The sequence below is a fragment of the Novosphingobium sp. P6W genome, assembly GCF_000876675.2.
GTDB lineage: Bacteria > Pseudomonadota > Alphaproteobacteria > Sphingomonadales > Sphingomonadaceae > Novosphingobium.
Genome location: NZ_CP030352.1, coordinates 687,743 through 707,604 on the forward strand (window position 1 = coordinate 687,743; position 19,862 = coordinate 707,604).

The following is a 19,862-nucleotide window of genomic DNA, read 5'->3' on the forward strand; positions in this document are numbered from 1 at the left end:
ATGGGACTGCCCTCAGCCGGTGCCCGCCGCGTCGCGCTGGCGCTCGATGCGCTGCGCCACGGTTGGCCGATCCGCGTTGAGGGCGGCGAAGTGCTGCTTCCCGCCGAAACCGGCTTTGCAGCGGGCGTCACTGCCCCGCGCATGTTGATCTCGGCTGCGCGTGCAGTGACGCTGAAACTGGCCAACCAGCGCGAGGCCGCCGTGCCCGAGGCGCCTGTGCTGATCCGGGCGCCTGAGCCTTTCGACCTCGAAACCGCGCGCGCCGTGGCCGACCCCGCGCTCGATCTGGTCCACCCGATGAAGGGGCCGTTCGCGGCGGAGCATATTGAGGGCGGTGACGCCGCGCGCACGGCGATGGAACTGGCGCGGCTTGCGGGTATCCTGCCGGCCTACCTCGTAGCCCCGGTGCTGGACGGCGAAGTGCAGGGGGTATCTTCCGCCGACCTGGCCGCGTGGAAGGACACCGCCCGCCTCCAGATCGCCAGCCGCGCCCATCTGCCGGTCGCAGCCTGCGAGACGGCGGAGATCGTCGCCTTCCGCGCGCTCGACGATCTTCGCGAACATGTCGCGCTGGTCATCGGCACGCAGGACGGCGACCGGGTGCCGCTGGTGCGTTTGCATTCCGAATGCCTCACCGGCGACATCCTCGGCAGCCTCAAGTGCGACTGCGGCCCGCAGCTCGACGCCAGCCTGCGGGCGATGGCGGATGAGGCGGCGGACGGGGGCTGGGGCGTGCTGCTCTACCTGCGGCAGGAGGGCAGGGGCATCGGGCTGGTAAACAAGCTGCGCGCCTACCGCCTGCAGGACATGGGCTACGACACCGTCGATGCGAACAACCGCCTCGGCCTGCCGACCGAGGCGCGTGATTTCCCGGTGGCGGCGCGGATGCTGGAACTGCTGGGGGTGCGTGCGGTTCGCCTGATGACCAACAACCCCGCCAAGGTCGCGGCGCTGCAAAGCGTGGGCGTCGACGTGATCGAGCGCGTGCCGCACCGATTGCCGCCCAACCCGCACAACGCCCGCTACCTCGACACCAAACGCGACCGCACCGGGCATCTGCTTTAAAGCGCGCGCCCCGGAACGGCATCCATTGGCGCGGCGGGTGAGACCTCCTATCTCCGCTTCACGATGCCAGAGCTTCCAGAAGTCGAAACCACTGTGCGCGGCCTTGCGCGTTTCCTCGAGGGTGAGCGAATCGCCCGCGTGTCGCTAAATCGCGCGGACCTGCGTCGGCCGTTCCCGCCCGATCTCGTCCAGGTGCTGACCGGGGCGAAAGTGACCGGCATGGGGCGGCGCGCGAAATACGGCCTGATCCACACCGACCGCGACCAGACCATGGTCTTCCACCTCGGCATGTCGGGGCGCTGGCGAATCGAGCCCGATACCCCCGACAAGCACGATCACCTCGTGCTCGAGACGGGCAGCGGCCATGTCCTGGCGCTCAACGACGCGCGCCGGTTCGGCTCTGTCGACCTGGCGCCTACCGCACGTCTCGAAACGTGGGGACCGTTCGCCTCGCTGGGTCCCGAGCCGCTGGGCGAGGGGCTGACCGCCCGGCATCTGCGCAGCGCCTTCGCGGGGCGAATCGCGCCGATCAAGCAGATGTTGCTTGACCAGACGATCGTCGCCGGGCTGGGCAACATCTACGTGTGCGAGGCGCTGTTCCGTGCCGGTATCCGCCCGGACATGGCGGCGGGGCGGGTGACGCTGCCTGCGCTGACCCGCCTGGTGCCGGTGATCCAGACCGTATTGAACGAATCGATTGCGGCCGGTGGCTCCACCATTCGCGACTATGCGCAGCCCAATGGCGAACTGGGCTACTTCGCCGCAGCCTGGCAGGTCTATGGGCGCGAGGGCCAACCCTGCGCTTGCGGAGCACCTGTTCTGCGCTTCACACAGGGGGGGCGGAGCACCTTCTGGTGCCGCAAATGCCAGAAATAGGGGCTTTGCGCCGGCTCGTCCGGGTTGACGGGAAGCCCCTTCATCGGTAAGGGCCGCGCTTTCCGGCGAGTCCGCTCGCCAAGAGTAGATTCGTTAGGCATAGGGCCGCGTTCCCACCAGTTGGGCGGCCAGACAGAGGAAATTCGATGGCCAATACGCCGCAAGCCCGCAAGCGCATCCGTCGCAACGATCGCCGCGCCGAGATCAATACCAACCGCGTCAGCCGCATTCGCTCCTTCGTCAAGAAGGTCGAAGCCGCTCTCGAGGGTGGTGACAAGACCGCAGCGGCCGACGCGCTCAAGGCTGCACAGCCCGAACTGGCACGCGGCGTTGCTCGCGGCGTGCTTCACAAGAACACCGCGTCGCGTAAGCTTTCGCGCCTGACCAAGCGCGTCGCAGCGCTCTGAGTCGGCGCTTCTGCTGTTGCAGAAGGTGATTCGCAGTATCGGGTAAGTCGCCAGCCGGCGAACCTGAGTACGGAACAAGAACGGAGCCGGGGTCGTCGATCCCGGCTCCGTTCTTGTTTTTGGTGCGACGCAGCATGGCCTTGGATAAACTCACGGAAATGCTGCGATTCGGCGCGCTGCAACGCGGAACATTCTGAAATATAAGCACATTACAGTTCGACGACGGATTTCGGCGGGGTCCCGGTGAGTCAACAGCCATAATTTTATTTATTTGGGGAGCGCCGTCTTGCCTGCGAGGCAAAGGCCTACCTAAAAGGGCGCTCGGCAGTTGCGGAACTGGCCGGGGAATCAGCGAAAGCGTCTGGATCAACAGCCGTGAACATGCGTTCACGGTTGGGGGAAGGTTTACCTTCCTCTCCTGTATGGCTGTCTTTGCTGGGGCATCCCCTGCTTCCGCAATCACGTGGGTATTCATGCGGGCTAGGGGGTTCGACCGGTGTCTAATACGTCAACAGGTCAGCCTTCGGTGGACGCTTCCCAGGTGAAGCTCTCCGCAGTCAGCAGCGGGGCCGATCAAGGTGTGAACAGTGTGAACAGGAAGTCCAAGGTGGTGCGAGTGGCGGTCGAAGAAGATCAGGAGGCCGTTAATCTGGCGGCAGACTGGGCTGACATCAGCCAGGGCCTGCGCAAGGACCTCGGCCATCAGGCCCATAGCCAGTGGATCAAGCCGATCCAGCCCGGTACCTACTGCGGGGAAACCGGCACGCTTGATCTGTACCTGCCGACGGAATTCTCGGCCAACTGGGTAACGGATCGATTCGCCGACCGGCTGTCGCTGGCATGGAAGATCGCCCGTCCCGACGTGCGCCATGTGCGCATCCTGGTCCATCCGGGGCGCCGCCAGTTGCCCGAATTGCGTCTGGGCAATGGCGGGCGTCCGTCGAGCGCCCCGGCCAACGATTCGGCCATCGGTTCCTCGGACCCGCTCGCCGCCGCGCTGGCGGGTGAAGCCTTCGCCTCGCTGGGCCAGGGCCCTGCCGGCATCGACGCTTCGCAGACCTTCACCAGCTTCGTGACCGGCACGTCCAACGTGCTGGCCTGCAATGCCGCGCAGCGCATGTCGGCCACGGAAACGCCGCAGTTCTCGCCGCTCTACCTCAAGGCCGCCACCGGCCAGGGCAAGACGCACCTGCTGCACGCGATCGGCCACGCCTATCTGGCCAGCCACCCGCATGCCCGTATCTTCTACTGCTCGGCCGAGCGCTTCATGGTCGAGTTCGTCCAGGCACTGCGCCAGAACCAGATGATCGAGTTCAAGTCGCGCCTGCGCGGTTTCGACCTGCTGCTGGTGGACGACATCCAGTTCATCATCGGCAAGGCTTCGGCGCAGGAAGAACTGCTCTACACGATCGATGCCCTGCTGCAGGAAGGCAAGCGTCTGGTCTTCGCCGCCGACCGTGCCCCCCAGGCGCTCGACGGCGTGGAACCGCGCCTGCTCTCGCGCCTGTCGATGGGCCTCGTCGCCGATATCCTGCCGGCAGATATCGAACTGCGCCGCTCGATCCTGGAAAGCCGCCTTACGCGCTTCGCCTCGGTCCAGGTGCCTGCCGACGTCATCGAATTTCTGGCCCGGACCATCAATCGCAACGTGCGTGAACTGGTCGGCGGTCTCAACAAGCTGATCGCATATGCCCAGCTGACCGGCCAGGCCGTGTCGCTCCAGCTGGCAGAAGAACAGCTTACCGACATCCTCTCGGCCAACCGCCGCCGCATCACGATCGACGAGATCCAGCGCACGGTCTGCCAGTTCTACCGCATCGATCGCACCGAGATGAGTTCGAAGCGCCGCGCCCGCGCCGTAGTGCGCCCGCGTCAGGTCGCGATGTATCTCGCCAAGGTGCTGACCCCGCGCTCATACCCCGAGATCGGCCGCAAGTTCGGCGGACGTGACCACTCGACGGTGATCCATGCGGTTCGTCTGATCGAGGAACTGCGCACCCGCGACGCGGACATGGACGGCGACGTGCGTTCGCTTCTGCGCCAGCTGGAAAGCTGAGTTCTCCCGGACTTGTGCCGGGTTCATTCACAAAGTTGCCCACAGGGGCCGAGGGTATCATGCCTTCGGCTCCTGTTTTTTGTCGAATCGCGGCCGGCATGCGCCCCGGTATGGGCGCCCTCCGCGCGGAGGGGGTGACGATGATCGCCTCCCCGGCTGCCGAACCAGAGCAAGCGATAGGTCATTATCTTGCCGGTCATGGCTACGATCGGCTGGATCGCTCCACAAGTTAACACTTCGATAAGCCTCTTTTCGTAGCGTGAAATGTAAGTTTCGACATTTCAATCTCATTTTACGGAACGAAGGCATCCCCCCATGCGCTTCTACAAGGCCACGGCATTTCTCTTCCCCCGCAGTTATGAGCGGCGGGTCCTGTTCTTCTGCTTTGGTGCAGTCCACATCCCCTTGGTCGCCTGTATCGTCCTTCAGGCCGTGACCGGGCACTGGCAGCTGCCCACGTTGCTGACGCTGCTGGCCGCCACATTGGTAGGCACGGGCCTCGGCCTTGCTGCGATCAACGCGCTTCTGGCTCCGATCGGCGAGGCTACGGCCATGCTCGCAGCGATCCAGAACGGCGAGCGCATCGTTGTCGTCCCCGCAGGCGGCGAGGATCTTGTCGGCAGGCTGCTCACCGGTGTGACCACTGCCGCCAACGAGACTGCCGCGCGGATCGAACAACTGGTCGATGCGGCCGAACGCGATCCGCTGACCGGCATCCGCAATCGCCGCGGTTTCCTCGATTCGGCGGAGCAGGTCCTGCGTGGCAGGAGTAACGCGGTCTTTGCCATCATCGACATCGATCACTTCAAGTCGATCAACGATCAGTACGGCCACGACACCGGCGACCAGCTGCTCAAGTCGCTCGCCCGCAGGATCGAGGATTACCTGCGCCGCAGCGATATCTGCGCGCGCTGGGGCGGCGAGGAATTCGCGGTGCTGCTGCCCGACACCACGCTCGACGAAGCGCGGTTGGTCATGGAGCGCCTGCGCGCCACCGTCGCGCTCGACACCGGGCTGGGCGTCGAGGACCGGGCCGTGACATTTTCCTGCGGCCTCGCGCCGGTGCGTACGTTCGCGCAGCTGGGCGATGCCACAAAACAGGCCGATGCAGCGCTCTATGCCGCCAAGAACGCGGGCCGCAACCAGGTTCACGTCACCGGATCCTGACGCGCCGGACAGGGGGCCGGGCGCATGCTGCGTCCCTTTGTCGCTTCACCCCTTGGCGCACATGTTGTAGGCGCTGGCCGGATGATACCTGCCACTTTCGGACAAGCCCTTCTGCGCGGCGTTCGCGCCCGCTGCCCGCGCTGCAAGCAGGGAGGGCTATTTCGCAAGTGGCTCAAGCCGCGCGAGCATTGCCCGGTCTGCGTGCTGGACCTGACACCGCAGCGCGCGGACGACTTTCCCGCCTACATCGCCATGATCGTTACCGGGCACCTGATGGCGCCTCTGATTATCATGCTCTCGCTCGATTTCGAACTGGGGCCGGTGGCAATGATGGCGATCCTGGTGCCGTTGGCGCTGGCGATGATGCTGGGCATGCTGCAACCGGCCAAGGGCGGCGTCATCGCCCTGCAGTGGTGGTTCGGCATGCATGGCTTCGTCAAGGAGCGGCTGCCCGAGGACACTCCCGAATCATGAGCCTTACGACCGACCGTCTGGCGCGATTCGCCCGGCATATCGTGCTGCCCGAAGTGGGCGGTACAGGGCAGGTCGCGTTGTCGGACGCGCATGTGGTGCTTGTCGGCTGCGGCGGGATAGGCAGTCCTTCCCTGCAATACCTCGCTGCAGCCGGCATAGGCCGACTGACTCTGGTGGACGATGACGTCATCGACATCAGCAACCTTCAGCGCCAGACGATTTATACGCCATCGGATGTCGGCAGGCCCAAGGCGGAAACGGCAGCCGAATGGGTGCGGCGTTTTGATCTTGGCCTGAAGGTTGAACCCGTGATCGCGCGGATGGGGACTATCAACGCGCACGAGATTCTTTCCGGCGCTGACCTGGTACTGGACGGCTGTGACAACTTCGCGACTCGGCTGCTCGTGTCAGATACCTGTGTGGAACTGGGCATCCCGCTGACCAGTGCGGCGATCGGTCGGTTTCAGGGGCAGGTGGCGAATTTCGCCGGGCACTTGCCGGATCAGGCCTGCTACCGCTGCTTTGTGGGCGATGCCTTTGACGCGGTGGACTGCGACACCTGCGCTGCCGACGGGGTATTGGGCGCGATGGTCGGCATGGTCGGCACGTTCGCGGCAATGCAGGCGATGCGGGTGTTGCTGGCCGGCCATGCGGCTTTCGGCGAGCCGCAGTTCGGTACGCTGCACCTCATCGACGGGATGGCGTCCTCGATGCGTCCGCTGAAGATCGCCAAGGACCCGGCCTGCAAGGCTTGTGGCTGATCCTTCCCGTTACCGGGGAGGGCCAAGTATCTCCTCCACCCAGTCCGAAACCACCTGCGTCGCGGGGCCATGGCGCGCTTCGTCGACCCATCCCGTGCCCTGGCTCGGCTCCAGGTTGAGTTCCAGCGTCGCCGCACCCAGTTCGCGGGCGTTGCGAACGAAACCAGCGGCGGGATAGACCGCGCCCGAGGTGCCGATGGAGACGAACAGATCGGCATCCTCCAGCGCGGCGAAGATATCGTCCATCCGGTAGGGCATCTCGCCGAACCACACGATGTCGGGGCGTAGCGCTGGTTCACCGCATTCCGGGCAAGGCGGGCGCTCGATCAGCGTTTCGGTCCAGCGTGAGCGCGCATCGCAGGCGGTGCACCAGACGCTCAGGTGTTCGCCATGCATGTGCAGGACGCGCCTGGCCCCGGCGCGCTCGTGCAGGTCGTCGACGTTCTGGGTGACGATAAGCAGGTCTCCGGCCCATTCGGCGTCCAGCCTGGCCAGAGCGAGGTGAGCGGCGTTGGGGGCTTTGGTCTGGATCGCCTCTCGCCGCATGTCGTAGAACCGCAACACGAGGTCTGGATCGCGCTCGAAGGCTTCGGGCGTGGCTACGTCCTCGACCCGGTGCTGCTCCCACAGGCCGCCTTCGGCGCGGAAGGTGTCGATGCCGCTCTCGGAGGAAACGCCCGCGCCGGTGAGGATCACGATCTTGCGGATATCGGACATCGGATTTCCTGTTCGTCACCCTGAACCCCTCGTCCCCGCTCGGGACAAAGCTTGTTTCAAGGGCCATTGTGCGCCATTCGCTGCGCTGAGTTTGGGGCACGATGAATGCTGAAACAAGCTTTGTCCCGAGCGGGGACGAGGGGTTCAGCATGACGCCCGTCTGGAGACAGTTGCGTGACACGAATCGGTATCATCGGCAGCCAGGGCCGCATGGGTCAGGCGATCGCGGCAGCCATCGCCGATGCGGGCGAAGATCTGGCGGGCGGCGTCGACCAGGGCGGTGACGTTTCAGCCATCGCTGGCGCAGCCGATATCCTGATCGACTTCTCCAGCCCCGGCGCGCTGGAAGGCAACCTTGATGCGGCAATCGCGGCTGGACTGCCGATCGTTATCGGCACCACCGGCCTTGAAGAACGCCACCACTGGCTGATCGATGCCGCCGCCCAGAGCATTCCCGTTTTGCAGACCGGCAACACCTCGCTCGGCGTCACCCTGCTCGCCCACCTCGTGCGTGAGGCGGCATCGCGGCTTGGCGAGGACTGGGACATCGAAATCGTCGAGACGCACCACCGCATGAAGGTGGACGCCCCATCGGGCACCGCGATCCTGCTGGGCGAAGCGGCGGCGCAGGGGCGCGAACTCACCCTGGCCGACACCGCAGTACGCGGGCGCGACGGTATCACCGGCAAGCGCGAGGCGGGCACCATCGGCTTTGCGGCTCTGCGCGGCGGCACCGTGGCGGGCGATCACACCGTGCATTTCCTTGCCGATAACGAGCGCCTGTCTTTTTCGCACCTTGCCGAGAACCGGGGCATCTTCGCCAAGGGCGCGGTGCGCGCGGCGCAGTGGCTGATCGGCAAGGCGCCCGGCCGCTACACGATGCCCGAGGTTCTGGACCTTTGAAGAAGGCCGACGTCTTCGAATTCTTCCGCCGTCTCGCCGAGGCCAATCCCTCGCCCGAAACGGAGCTGGAGTATGGCAATACCTACCAGTTGCTGGTGGCGGTGACGCTGTCCGCGCAATCCACCGATGTGGGCGTCAACAAGGCGACGCGGGCGCTGTTTCGCGAAGTGAAGACGCCCGCGCAGATGGTCGAACTGGGCGAGGAAGGCCTCAAGCAGCACATCAAGACCATCGGCCTGTTCAACACCAAGGCGAAGAACGTCATCGCCCTTTCGCAGATCCTCGTCGACCGGCACGGCGGCGAGGTTCCGGCGGACCGCGACGCCATGGTCGAATTGCCGGGCGTGGGACGCAAGACCGCCAACGTGGTGATGAACTGCGCCTTCGGGGCGGAGACCTTCGCGGTCGACACGCACATATTCCGCGTCGGCAACCGCACCGGCCTTGCCAAGGGCAAGACGCCGCTGGCGGTCGAATTGCAGCTTGAGAAGAAAGTGCCGCAGCCCTTTCGCGTCGGCGCGCATCACTGGCTGATCCTGCACGGCCGCTACATCTGCAAGGCGCGCACGCCCGAGTGCTGGCGTTGCCCGGAAGTGGACCTCTGCGCTTTCAAGGACAAATCGGTGGAGCGGGGCACGAAAAAGGCCGCAGCCTGACGGCTCCGTCTTGCAGGTAAGGGCGGATGGGCAGACACTTAGCCTCGCCGCCTGCAATGAGAGGATAATGCCATGAACAAGGCACCCGCAGCCCTGCTGCTTCTGGCCCTCGTAGCCGCCTGTACTCAGGGGGAGATGGGCGAGACGCCCGCTCCCTCACCCGTCGCCGAGGCCATCGGCGAGCCACGTGACTGCCTGCCGCTGACCCAGTTCTCCAACACGCGCATCCGCGACGATCATACGATCGACTTCATTGGCGGGGCCGGGAACAAGGTGTGGCGGGTGACGCTGCCGAACCGGTGCAACGGCCTGAAATCGGCGGATACATTCACGTATGAGACGTCGCTGTCGCAGCTGTGCCGGCAGGACATTATATATCCGTTGCAGCAACTTGGCGGCAGCTTCCAGCGCGGCCCCGGCTGCGGCTTGGCCCCGTTCGTGCCGGTGAAACTGGCCAGGTAAAGAGCGGGCTCTTGCATCACCGTCATCCCGGCTTTTGCCGGGACGACGGCGATGTCAGCCGTGTATCCGGGTCAGCTCTCGTATTGTTCCGGGTCGATGTTCAGGCCCCGGCGCCCATCCGATGCCGTGTGGCTGGGGGAGGGGAGCGCATCGGCATCGGGATCCATCGGTGGTTGCAGCATTCCTTCGCTGCGGGTGATGACGGCAGTGGCGACCGCATTGCCGACCACGTTGGTCGCCGAGCGGCCCATATCGAGGAAGGTGTCGACGCCCAGCAGCAGGGCGATGCCTTCCACCGGCAGACCGAACTGCGTGAGCGTGGCCGCGATCACCACGAGGCTGGCGCGCGGCACCCCTGCGATGCCCTTGGAACTGACCATCAAGGTCAGCAGCATCAGGATCTGCGATCCGATGGGCACATGGATGCCGTAAGCCTGGGCGATGAACATTGACGCGAAGGTCATGTAGATCATCGAGCCGTCGAGGTTGAAGCTGTAGCCCAGCGGCAGGATGAAGCCCGAAATGCGGCGCGGCACACCGAAGCGGTCTAGCTGTTCGAACAGCTTGGGCAGGCTCGCTTCGGACGAGGCGGTCGAGAAACTGAGCAGCAGCGGTTCGCGGATATAGCGAAACAGGGTGATGATGCGCCCACGCAGGAACACAGCCCCCACTAGGAACAGCAGCAACCACAGCAGCAGCATCGCGAAATAGAACTCGGTCACCAGCACGCCGTAAGTGACGATGATGCCAAGGCCCCGCGCCGCGATCACGCTGGCCAGTGCGCCGAACACCGCAAAAGGCGCAAAACGCATCACGTATCCGGTGATCTGCAGCATCAGTTCGGCGAGGGCCTCGGTGACGGTGACGATGATCGCGCCTTTTTCACCGATGGCGGTGAGGCCGACCCCCGCGAACACCGAGAAGACGAGGATCTGGAGAATATTGTTCTGCGCCATGGCATCGATGGCGCTGCTCGGGAAAATCTCGAGGATGAAGTGGTGAAGCGTCAGTTCGCCCATTTCGAGCGTGCCGAGATCGTTACCCGTCTCAAGCCCCGCGCCGACGCCCGGCTGGAACAGGTTGACCAGCACCAGCCCCAGCGCCAGCGAGATCAGGCTGGCCGAGATGAACCAGGCCAGCGCCTTGCCGCCGATGCGGCCCAATGCCGCGCTGTCGCCCATGCCGGCGATGCCGGTGACGATCGTCGCGAAGACCAGCGGCGCGATGATCATCTTGATCAGCTTGAGAAAGACGTCGGGCAGCAGCTTGAGATATTCGGTCCACTGCGCCAGCCGGGGATCGCCTGCGGGCAGACCTGCATGGAGTGCCCAGCCGACGATCAGGCCGAGCACCATGCCGATGATGATATAAAGCGTCAGGCGCTTGCCCATTAGAACCCTCGCAATGATATTGCGGCGGAGAGTAACAGCGTGACCTCTCCGGTCAACGATGCTCCGCCCGGTTGTTCGCGGTCTTTCAGGGATTGCGCTGCATTATCTGCGGGCTGCGTTCAGATCGGGGCGAGCGCCGCCAGCGTCACGCGGGCATAGATGCGCACCAGCGTTTCCAGATCGGCGATCGCCACGGCCTCGTCGCGCTTGTGCATCGTCGCGTTGCACAGACCGAACTCGATGACGGGCGAAAGGTCCTTGAGGAAGCGCGCGTCCGACGTGCCGCCGCTGGTCGAAAGCTCCGGCGTGACGCCGGTCTCTGCCTCGATCGCCTCTGCCAGCATGGCCGAAAAAGGGCCGGGCTGGGTCAAAAATGCCTCGCCCGAGATCACCGGGCGGGCAGAGCCGCCGTGGGCCTGCGCGATTTCGCTTACCCGGCGGGCAAGCTGTTCGCCGGTGTGCAGGTCATTGAAGCGGATCGAGATCCGTGCGCTGGCCTTGGCCGGGATGACGTTGGTGGCGGGGTTGCCCACGGTCAGGTCGGTCACTTCCAGGTTGCTGGCCTGGAACCAGTCGGTGCCTTCATCAAGGACGATGGCGTCCAGTTCAGCGAGCATGGCGACCAGCTTGGTGACCGGATTGTCGGCAAGGTGGGGGTAGGCGACGTGGCCCTGCACGCCCTCGACCTCGAGCCAGATGTTGACCGAACCGCGCCGGCCCACCTTCATCATGTCGCCCAGGCGGTTCACCGAAGTAGGCTCTCCGACGAGGCAGAGGTCGGGGATTTCCCCCTTTTCGCGCATCAGGTCGATCAGGGCGAGGGTGCCGAAGCGCGCCGGGCCTTCCTCGTCGCCGGTGATGATGAAGCTGATCGTGCCTGCGTCCGCCGGGATCTGCGCCACTGCGGCGACCATCGCCGCGATCGAGCCCTTCATGTCCACCGCGCCGCGTCCATAGAGCAGTTCTCCGCGCCGTTCGGGCAGGAACGCGCCGCTGGTCCAGCCTTCGCCCGGCGGCACCACGTCGAGGTGGCCGGCGAAGGAGAAATGGCGTGAACCCGCCGGGCCGCGCCGCACCGCGAACAGATTCTCGACCGGCCCGTCCGGCGCGTCGCCCGCAAGGAAGCGGGTGATCTCGAAGCCGAGCGGGGCAAGCTGGCCTTCGAGGCAGTCGAACACCATGCCGGTTGCCGGGGTGACGCTGGGACAGGCAATCAGCGCTTCGGCCAGTTCGACGACGCTTGCGGAGAGGGATGCGGTCTGGGACATAGGCGAGCGCCATCGCACAACACCTTATCCATGACCATAGGGAGCACAGCGCGGGATATGCCCAAACTGGACATTGAAACTATCGCGCAGTCGAACCGCACCGGCTATCCTGCGCCTTTCGATGCTGCGGTTCAGGGCCGCTGGTGGCGGCGCCTCGCTCCTGCCGGGGGATTGACCGAGATGGGCGCCAGCCATGTCGTCCTGAAGCCCGGTGCCTGGTCCAGCCAGCGCCACTGGCATGACGACGAGGACGAATTGCTGGTCATGTTGACGGGCGAGGCGGTGCTGGTGGAGGACAGCGGCCGCACGGTCCTGCGCCCCGGCGACATCTGCGCCTGGGCGAAGGGCGTCACCGACGGGCACCACCTCATTAACGAGAGCGACGCGGACTGCACGTTCATCGCGGTGAGCGCGGGAAACCCGGACGGATCGGGCGCCTATTCCGACATCGACATGCAGTTCGGAGAGGACGGGTATTGTCGCAAGGACGGCACGCCTTACGCCGCCAGGCGCCCAGGGTAGAGCCGCCTCTGGAATCGCAGCGCATTTCCACCCATATCTGCGGGCAAAGGAGCCCTTGCATGACCGACAAGATCGAACTCACCGAAGCCGAATGGCGCGACCGCCTGACGCCGGAGCAGTACCACGTCCTGCGCCAGGCCGGCACCGAGCGGGCCTTCACCGGCAAGTATGACAAGAACAAGCAGGAAGGCCTCTACACCTGCGCAGGCTGCGGGGCGCCGCTGTTCGCCTCGGACGACAAGTTCAATTCGGGCTGCGGCTGGCCAAGCTACACCGCGCCGGTCGAGGGCAGTGCGGTCGATGAGCACCGCGATGTTTCGCACGGCATGGTGCGCACCGAGGTAACCTGCGCCAAGTGCGAAGGCCATCTGGGCCATGTGTTTCCCGATGGACCTGGACCCACGGGCCTGCGCTACTGCATCAACAGCGCCTCGCTGGATTTCGAGCCCAAGGACTGAGGCGAGACCCTCCCCGAACGGGTTTCGGGGAGGAACAATCGGTGTTCACCTCGGGTTACAAATCGCCGTGCAAGGTGTAGGACCGACCATTACATCTGTCCTAAATCGGGGTTTCCACCTTACCCATGGCCAAGAATTCCGGCCGCAGCCGCGAGACCCGCGGCGCATCCACGAAGCCAGCACAGAAGCCGCTTTGGCGGCGCATCGTGCGCGGGGTCCTCGTCTGGGGCGCCGCGCTGGCGTTGCTCGGTGCGATCTTCCTGGGCACCGCGATCTTCTTCACGATGCGCGAACTGCCTGACTACGGCGCCCTCAAGAGCAGCCAGAACGGCCAGATGATCGTCGTGCGCGCGCGCGACGGCCGCGAACTGGTTTCGCTCGGGCCCAGTTATGGCCGGTGGCTGACCTATAACGATATCCCGCCGATCATGCGCGATGCGCTGGTTTCGGTGGAGGATCGCCGTTTCCGCCGGCATCCCGGCGTCGATCCGATCGGCCTGGCCCGCGCGGTCTATGTCTCGTTCACCACGGACCACCGCGCCAAGGCGACGTCGACGATCACCCAGCAGCTGGCGCGCAACATCTTCCTCAACAACACCCGTTCGTGGACTCGCAAGGCGCGCGAAATGGTGCTGGCACTGGCACTGGAACGCAAGTTCACCAAGGACCAGATCCTTGAGCTGTACCTGAACAAGGTCTATTTCGGCGGCGGCGCCTACGGCGTGGACGCGGCCAGCCGAAAGTTCTTCGGCCACCCCGGCACCGAGCTGTCGACCGCCGAGGCCGCGATCATCGCGGGTCTCGTCAAGGCGCCGTCGAACTACTCGCCCACGGCCGATGTCGAGGCGGCGATCGGGCGCGGCAAAGTCGTGCTCAGCCTGATGGCCCGCGAGGGCGTGATCACGCAGAGCGAGGCCGAGAACGTAGACTTCTCGAACGTCAGCGTGGCGAAGGAAAAGGGTCAGAATTCGGTCCGCTACTTCACCGACTGGGCACTGCCCCAGCTCGACATGCTGCTGCCTGAGAACAACGAGCCGATCGAGGTCTGGACCACGCTGGACCCGGACATGCAGAACGCGGCGACCAAGGCGGTCGACGCCAATGCGCCCAAGGGCGCGCAGGGCGCGCTCGTCAGCCTGGACCGCGACGGCGCGGTTCTAGCGATGGTGGGCGGCACCGATTACGTCAATTCGAACTACAACCGCGCCACCAGCGCGCTGCGCCAGCCCGGCTCGGCCTGGAAGCTGTTCGTCTATCTGGCCGCGCTGGAGGCGGGGTACACCCCTGACGATCACGTGGTAGACGAGCCGGTGACGATCGACGGCTGGAGCCCGCAGAACGCCGGGCGCACATTCGCCGGGCAGATCGATATCCGCACCGCTTTCGCCTATTCCAAGAACACCATCGCCGCGCAGTTGGGCAATGAGGTCGGTTTCGGCACCGTCGCCAGCATGGCCAAGCGCTTTGGCATCACCAGCCAGATCAACACCAAGCCCGCCATGGTGCTGGGTACTTCCGAAGTGCGCGTGATCGACATGACCCGCGCCTTCGCCGCCGTTTCGGCCGGCGGCACCTCGGTCGAGCCTTACGGCATCGTCAAGGTGACGACGACTTCTGGTGAACTGCTCTACGAACACAAGTCGGTACCCGGTTCGGTGCTGGTGCCGCACTACGTCGCTGCCGGCATCACCGATCTGCTGCAGACCACCGTTGCCACCGGCACCGCGCGCGCGGCGCAGATCGGCCGCCCGGTCGCAGGCAAGACCGGCACCACCAGTTCGAACAAGGACGGCTGGTTCCTGGGCTTCTCCAGCGGCATCACCACGGGCGTATGGATGGGCCGTGACGATGCCAAGCCGGTGCCCGGCCTGTCAGGCGGGCACGCGCCGGCGCGGGCCTTTGCCGACTACATGAAGGTTGCCGTCGCCAAGCGCCCGGTCGAGCAGTTCGATACCCAGCTCAAGCTCCCCGAGTGGCAGCTGGAGCCTGACGACGAGCAGATGCAGGGCAACCCCGACGACTATTACTACACCGACGAGAACGGCAACATGGTGCGCCCCGATGTCGGTCCGGGCATCGGCGACCAGCCGCGCTACGAGGACGGTTCGGAAGTTCCCGGACCCGCCATGGTGCCCGACTACGGACCGCAGGGCGGGGGGCAAGGTGCACCGCCGCCAGCCGTGGGCGAAGATTTCCTCGACCGGGCGACCGGGCGCGGACGGGAGGACCCGGGCATGAGACAGGGGCAGGGCGCCGGCTACCCGGGTGCGCGGCCCACGCAAGCGCCGCCGCGTGTAGTGCCTATGCCCAGGGCAACGGGCACACGGACGCCCGGTACGCAGTTCTGAGCACGGCCGTTCTGAAACGGAACGGCCGATCCTCTTCATCGTGAGCAAGGATCGGCGGGGACACGGGTTGCCGCCCGCTGACGCTTGCGAATGGCCGGATAGCTGCGCGGCGCGCCGCTCGACTGGCATTTCATCGCACCTGTCCGGTACTTTCCGGGGCTTTGAACAGGGTGCCGGTCGCTACGGCCTGAAACCGCCTCCTGCCCAAGATGTCGCTCCGTACAAGCTATGTGGCCGCGAATAGGTGGCTGCGCTGTAGAGATCTGCCGCACCGCGGGCACAAACGAAAACGCCCGCCGGATCGCTCCGGCGGGCGTTTCGCGTCACGTAGTTGTGCAGGTCAGCGCAGGCGGACCGGCACGAAGGTGGCGGGCTGGCCGCGCGGCTGGACGCGCAGCAGGATCGCCGAGCGGCCATCGGCCTTGACGGCGGCAACCGCCGCATTGAGGTCGGCCTGGTTGGTGACGGGCTTGCCGTTGGCCTCCAGGATGATGAAGCCGCGCGCGAAGCCCTTTTGTCCGGCGTCCGAGCTGGGATCGACGGCGACGACGACGACGCCCTTGGTCCCATCGGCGGCGCCGAGCTGGCGGGCGATCTGCGAGGTCAGCGGGGTCACCGACATGCCCAGCGACTTCTCCACCGCGCCCTGCTCCTGCTGGGTCGGCGCGTTGTTGAACGAATCGTCACCCTGTTCGGAGTTCGCGTCGAAGGACTGCTGCAGTTCCTCCTCGGTCGGGCGCTTGGCGACCGTGGCGTTCAGGGTCACGCGCTTGCCGTTGCGGATCACCTCGATCGGGATACGGGCGCCGGGAGCAACGTTGGAGACCAGGAACGAGAGGTTCTGGTCGCGCGTCACTTCCTTGTTGTTGACCTTCACGACGACGTCGCCGGCCTGCATCCCGGACTTCGCGGCCGCGCCATCAGGCTCGACCATCTGGATGAATTCGCCCTTGTTGTGCTCAAGGCCGAGCGAGTCCGCGAGGTCCTCGTTGATCGGCTGGATGCGAACGCCCAGATAGCCGCGCTCGATCGCCTCGCCCTTGATGAGCTTCTGGACGAGCGGGGCGGCGGTTTCAGCCGGAATGGCGAAACCGATGCCGACGCTGCCTCCGGTGGGCGAGAAGATCGCGTTGTTGATGCCGATGACCTGGCCGGTCATGTCGAACATCGGGCCGCCCGAGTTGCCGCGGTTGATCGAGGCGTCGGTCTGCAGGTAGCGATCGTAGGCGCCGCCCGCGCCGGTGTTGCGGTAGACGGCCGAGACGATACCCGCCGTGACCGTGCCGCCCAGCCCGAACGGGTTGCCGATGGCGACCACCCAGTCACCCACGCGGGCGCTGCGCGAATCGCCGAACTTCACGAAGGGCAGGGCCTTCTTGGCGTCGATCTTCAGCACTGCCAGATCCGATGCGGCATCCTTGCCAATCAGCTTGGCGGGGTATTCGGTGCCATCGGGCATGGTGACCGTGATCGATTCGACCTGGCCCTTGCCCTCGGCGGTGATGACGTGATTGTTGGTCACCAGATAGCCATCGGCCGAGACGATGAAGCCAGACCCGAGGGACTGCGCCTCACGCGTCTGCGGGGCTCCGCCGCCGCCCTGGCCGCCGAACAGGCCCTCGAACGGGGTGCCGGCGAAGGGGTTCGCGCCGGCGCCGCCGGCGACCTGCACCTTCTGGCGGGTGGAGATGTTGACGACGGCCGGCGCAAGCTGGGCTGTCAGGTCTGCGAAGCTGGCCGGGGCGCCTGCGCGCGGGACCATCTTCGACATCTCGCTGGATTCGTTCTGGGCCACCTGCGCGCCTGCGGGGTAGCCGGTGACGAGCGTGGCAGCTGCGCCTCCAAGAAGGAGCGCGCTGGTCAATCCATAAGCGTATCGCACGGGCTTCACGTCCTTTGATTCCTCCGTAAGGTCTCTGCTGTCGCACCGACCGGGAAACTCACCACCGATTGAGGCCTAGTGAGCTTAACCGGATTTGAATGATGCGATATCCGCTATTCTGCTGGCTTCGGGCGACAGCGGCCCCCCGTCAAACTGACGGGAGGGCTTACGGCTCCCGAAAATGATTCAGATAGGCGTTGTCAGGCGAGAGCAGGATCGTCTTGCCGCCCTGGTCCTTGGCGAAGGACACCGAGTAGCTCTGCATCGCCCGGTAGAAGTCGTAGAACGAGGCATCCTTGCCGAAGGCCGCGGCATAAATCTTCGAGGCCTGGGCATCGGCGTCGGCGCGGATGATCTGGGCGTCGCGCTGGCCGCGCGCGGCGATCGTCTTGGCTTCTTCCTGGCGTCCTGCTTCCATGCGGGTGAAGGCCGCTGCCAGCGCGCCCTCGGGAAGGTCGGCGCGCTTGATGCGCACGTCGACGATCTGGGCGCCGTATTCGCGGGCTTCGTGGTCGAGGCTCTTGCGGATGTTCTCCATCGCCTCGCCGCGCTCGGCGGTGAGCAGCGACTGGAACGTGCGCTTGCCCAGTTCCTGACGGACGGCGGACGACAGGATCGGCTCCAGCTGCTGGGTCACGCGCTCGGCGGTGCCGGCGCTTTCGACCATGCGCACGGGATCGACGATGCGGTAGCGGGCATAGGCATCGACGTTGAGCCGCTGCTGGTCGGTGGAAAGCACCTGCTGCTGCTGCATGTCGACCGAAAGCAGCCGCTTGTCGATGCGGATGACCTGTTCGATCAGCGGAATGCGGAAGTGGACGCCGGCATCGGTCTGCCCGAAATCGGCTTTCTCGGAGTACGCGTTATAGACGTTCACCGGCTTGCCGGTGCGCACCACGACGGCCTGCTGGTCCTCGGGGACGATGATGACGCTGAGCATCAGGCCAACGGCAACGGCGCCGGCGGCGATCCATGCGGCTTTGTAGTCCTGCCAGGGGTTGCTCATCACAGGCCTCCCTTGGTGTCGGCGGTCGGGGCGGCGGGCGCCGTTACGGTTCCCGCAGGCGCGGCGGAGGCGCTGTCGGCAGGCGCTGCACGGCGCTTGAATTCGGACAGCGGCAGGTAGGGGGTCACGCCTTTTTCGGCGACCACCGTGTCGTTGTCGCGGATCACGCGTTCCATCGTCTCGTAATACATGCGGCGCTTGGTGACCTCGGGTGCCAGCTTGTACTGTTCGTAGACCTTGTCGAAGGCAGTGGCGTCACCCTCGGCGCGGGCAATGACCTGCTGGGCCCAGGCGCGGGCTTCCGAACGGTCGCGCTCGGCTTCCTGCTGGGCGACGTTGACCTGGTCGAACGCGCCTTTGGTCTTGGCGGGCGGATCGGCCTTCTTGATCTCGACGCCCTGGATGGACACGCCCGAGCGATAGCCGTCGAGGATGCGCTGCATGCGCTCGCGCACGTCCTGCTCCACTTTGGCGCGGCCCGAACCCGAGAGTGCGTCGGCCAGAGTGATCTGGGCGATCGAGGCACGCATCGCGGCCTCTGCCACTTCGCGCACGGTCTCCTTGGGATCGGCCAGGCGGAAGGTGTAGTTCTTGAGGTCCTTGATGTTCCAGCGAACCAGATAGCTGAGGTCGACCAGGCTCTTGTCGCTGGTCAGCATCAGCTTCTCGTTTTCGTCGTCGGGGATCATGTCCACCGAGAACGAGCGCACGTCGGCCACCTCCACCTGCTCGATCGGCCAGGGCAGGGTCAGGCTGGTGCCGGAATCGATGGTCCGCGAATATTGCCCGAGCCGCGTCACCACGCCCTGCTCCTTGGGGCCCAGGATATGCAGGCTGGAAATGCCGAGCACGACGACGACCGCCGCGCCGATGCCCAGCGGCAACCACGAAGACCCGTCGGGCCGGCGCGGAAAGTTGGGGAACCCGCCGCCCATTCCGCCGCCGCCGCCAGGGCCGCGTCCCGGTCCGCCGCCGCCTGTGCGACGCGGATCGCGACTGCGAAAAATGTCCTCGATCCCGGCCGAGCGCCGGGGCGGCGGAGTGTCGCCGCTGGGCAGCCAGGGATTGCGCGGACCGCGCCGGCCTTCATCGCCCTTGCCGTCGGCACCCTTGCCATCGGGCGCGTCGGCGGAAGGCGCGTCGCCTTCTTCGCCGGACTGTCCATCGTTGCCGGAGCCGTCATGGCCGGAGCCGGTGTCATCGCCTCCATCGCCGCCGCCACCGCCCCATGGGCTGTTGCGGCCGGCCATGGCCAAGACCCCGTCTTGTGCTGCGTCGTCTCCGGGCGCGTTGCCGCGCGTTCCTGCTCCACCGAAAGCTTTCATGAGGCTATCTATAAGAACACCTCGGGCAAATAACAGTGCCTCTCTTGCCCTTTTTCCTCGGGTACGCCACCTGAGCGGCGTGATTTGGGGAGAGGTCCCCAACCGGAAGCAAACCGGA

At 65.5% G+C, this 19,862-nt stretch carries 19 protein-coding genes; 13 read left to right on the top strand and 6 right to left on the bottom strand.

Features of this window, described 5'->3' with window-relative positions:
* The 7 genes from ribA (at position 1) to TQ38_RS03460 (ending at position 6,806) form a co-directional block, all read left to right on the top strand.
* Positions 1-1,065: a GTP cyclohydrolase II gene (gene ribA / locus TQ38_RS03430; protein ID WP_043972372.1), complete on the top strand. Its 1,065-nt coding sequence runs from the start codon at positions 1-3 to the stop codon at positions 1,063-1,065.
* 63 nt (positions 1,066-1,128) lie between these two features.
* Positions 1,129-1,941 (top strand): bifunctional DNA-formamidopyrimidine glycosylase/DNA-(apurinic or apyrimidinic site) lyase, encoded by an 813-nt coding sequence (gene mutM / locus TQ38_RS03435; protein ID WP_043972370.1) that lies wholly within the window; start codon positions 1,129-1,131, stop codon positions 1,939-1,941.
* Positions 1,942-2,087: 146 nt separating this feature from the next.
* Entirely contained in the window at positions 2,088-2,348 is a 261-nt protein-coding gene (gene rpsT, locus TQ38_RS03440) for a 30S ribosomal protein S20 (RefSeq protein WP_043972368.1), read from the top strand.
* Between the two features lie 589 nt (positions 2,349-2,937).
* The gene (dnaA, locus tag TQ38_RS03445; protein WP_113941879.1) at positions 2,938-4,404 is read left to right on the top strand and encodes a chromosomal replication initiator protein DnaA; all 1,467 of its coding nucleotides are present in this window, start codon (positions 2,938-2,940) and stop codon (positions 4,402-4,404) included.
* A gap of 315 nt (positions 4,405-4,719) precedes the next feature.
* A complete protein-coding gene (locus TQ38_RS03450) occupies positions 4,720-5,571 on the top strand; it encodes a GGDEF domain-containing protein (RefSeq protein ID WP_043972363.1) in 852 nt (283 codons plus the stop codon).
* A gap of 81 nt (positions 5,572-5,652) precedes the next feature.
* Complete coding sequence (locus TQ38_RS03455; RefSeq protein WP_043972360.1) at positions 5,653-6,045, top strand: DUF983 domain-containing protein; 393 nt, start codon at positions 5,653-5,655, stop codon at positions 6,043-6,045.
* A complete protein-coding gene (locus TQ38_RS03460) occupies positions 6,042-6,806 on the top strand; it encodes a HesA/MoeB/ThiF family protein (protein ID WP_043972357.1) in 765 nt (254 codons plus the stop codon). The genes TQ38_RS03455 and TQ38_RS03460 overlap by 4 nt, the downstream gene beginning before the upstream one ends.
* Positions 6,807-6,815: 9 nt before the next feature.
* Here TQ38_RS03460 and TQ38_RS03465 read toward each other — a convergent pair whose 3' ends face one another.
* Positions 6,816-7,523, bottom strand: coding sequence for an NAD-dependent deacylase (locus TQ38_RS03465; RefSeq protein ID WP_043972353.1), 708 nt, complete (start codon positions 7,521-7,523; stop codon positions 6,816-6,818).
* A 174-nt stretch (positions 7,524-7,697) separates the two neighbouring features.
* Here TQ38_RS03465 and dapB point away from each other — a divergent pair, with 174 nt between their 5' ends.
* From dapB to TQ38_RS03480, 3 genes are all read left to right on the top strand, one after another.
* Positions 7,698-8,426, top strand: a complete 729-nt coding sequence (gene dapB / locus TQ38_RS03470) for a 4-hydroxy-tetrahydrodipicolinate reductase (protein WP_043972351.1) — start codon at positions 7,698-7,700, stop codon at positions 8,424-8,426.
* Entirely contained in the window at positions 8,423-9,082 is a 660-nt protein-coding gene (nth, locus tag TQ38_RS03475) for an endonuclease III (RefSeq protein ID WP_043972349.1), read from the top strand. The genes dapB and nth overlap by 4 nt, the downstream gene beginning before the upstream one ends.
* A 72-nt stretch (positions 9,083-9,154) precedes the next feature.
* Positions 9,155-9,544 (top strand): hypothetical protein, encoded by a 390-nt coding sequence (locus tag TQ38_RS03480; protein ID WP_043972348.1) that lies wholly within the window; start codon positions 9,155-9,157, stop codon positions 9,542-9,544.
* Between the two features lie 71 nt (positions 9,545-9,615).
* On the opposite strand, the gene TQ38_RS03485 is transcribed toward TQ38_RS03480, so the two are convergent.
* Positions 9,616-10,935, bottom strand: coding sequence for a dicarboxylate/amino acid:cation symporter (locus TQ38_RS03485; RefSeq protein ID WP_043972346.1), 1,320 nt, complete (start codon positions 10,933-10,935; stop codon positions 9,616-9,618).
* Positions 10,936-11,054: 119 nt separating this feature from the next.
* Positions 11,055-12,203, bottom strand: a complete 1,149-nt coding sequence (gene dapE / locus TQ38_RS03490; protein WP_043972343.1) for a succinyl-diaminopimelate desuccinylase — start codon at positions 12,201-12,203, stop codon at positions 11,055-11,057.
* 57 nt (positions 12,204-12,260) lie between these two features.
* On the opposite strand from dapE, the gene TQ38_RS03495 reads away from it, so the two are divergent.
* The 3 genes from TQ38_RS03495 (at position 12,261) to TQ38_RS03505 (ending at position 15,531) form a co-directional block, all read left to right on the top strand.
* A complete protein-coding gene (locus TQ38_RS03495; protein WP_043972341.1) occupies positions 12,261-12,725 on the top strand; it encodes a cupin domain-containing protein in 465 nt (154 codons plus the stop codon).
* 59 nt (positions 12,726-12,784) lie between these two features.
* Positions 12,785-13,183: a peptide-methionine (R)-S-oxide reductase MsrB gene (gene msrB, locus TQ38_RS03500; protein WP_043972339.1), complete on the top strand. Its 399-nt coding sequence runs from the start codon at positions 12,785-12,787 to the stop codon at positions 13,181-13,183.
* A gap of 125 nt (positions 13,184-13,308) precedes the next feature.
* The gene (locus tag TQ38_RS03505) at positions 13,309-15,531 is read left to right on the top strand and encodes a transglycosylase domain-containing protein (protein WP_043972337.1); all 2,223 of its coding nucleotides are present in this window, start codon (positions 13,309-13,311) and stop codon (positions 15,529-15,531) included.
* A 340-nt stretch (positions 15,532-15,871) separates the two neighbouring features.
* On the opposite strand, the gene TQ38_RS03510 is transcribed toward TQ38_RS03505, so the two are convergent.
* From TQ38_RS03510 to hflK, 3 genes are all read right to left on the bottom strand, one after another.
* Entirely contained in the window at positions 15,872-17,413 is a 1,542-nt protein-coding gene (locus TQ38_RS03510; protein WP_205316091.1) for a Do family serine endopeptidase, read from the bottom strand.
* Positions 17,414-17,579: 166 nt separating this feature from the next.
* Positions 17,580-18,419, bottom strand: a complete 840-nt coding sequence (hflC, locus tag TQ38_RS03515; RefSeq protein ID WP_043972334.1) for a protease modulator HflC — start codon at positions 18,417-18,419, stop codon at positions 17,580-17,582.
* Positions 18,419-19,669, bottom strand: a complete 1,251-nt coding sequence (gene hflK / locus TQ38_RS03520) for a protease modulator HflK (RefSeq protein ID WP_043972331.1) — start codon at positions 19,667-19,669, stop codon at positions 18,419-18,421. The genes hflC and hflK overlap by 1 nt, the downstream gene beginning before the upstream one ends.
* Positions 19,670-19,862 lie beyond the last annotated feature (193 nt).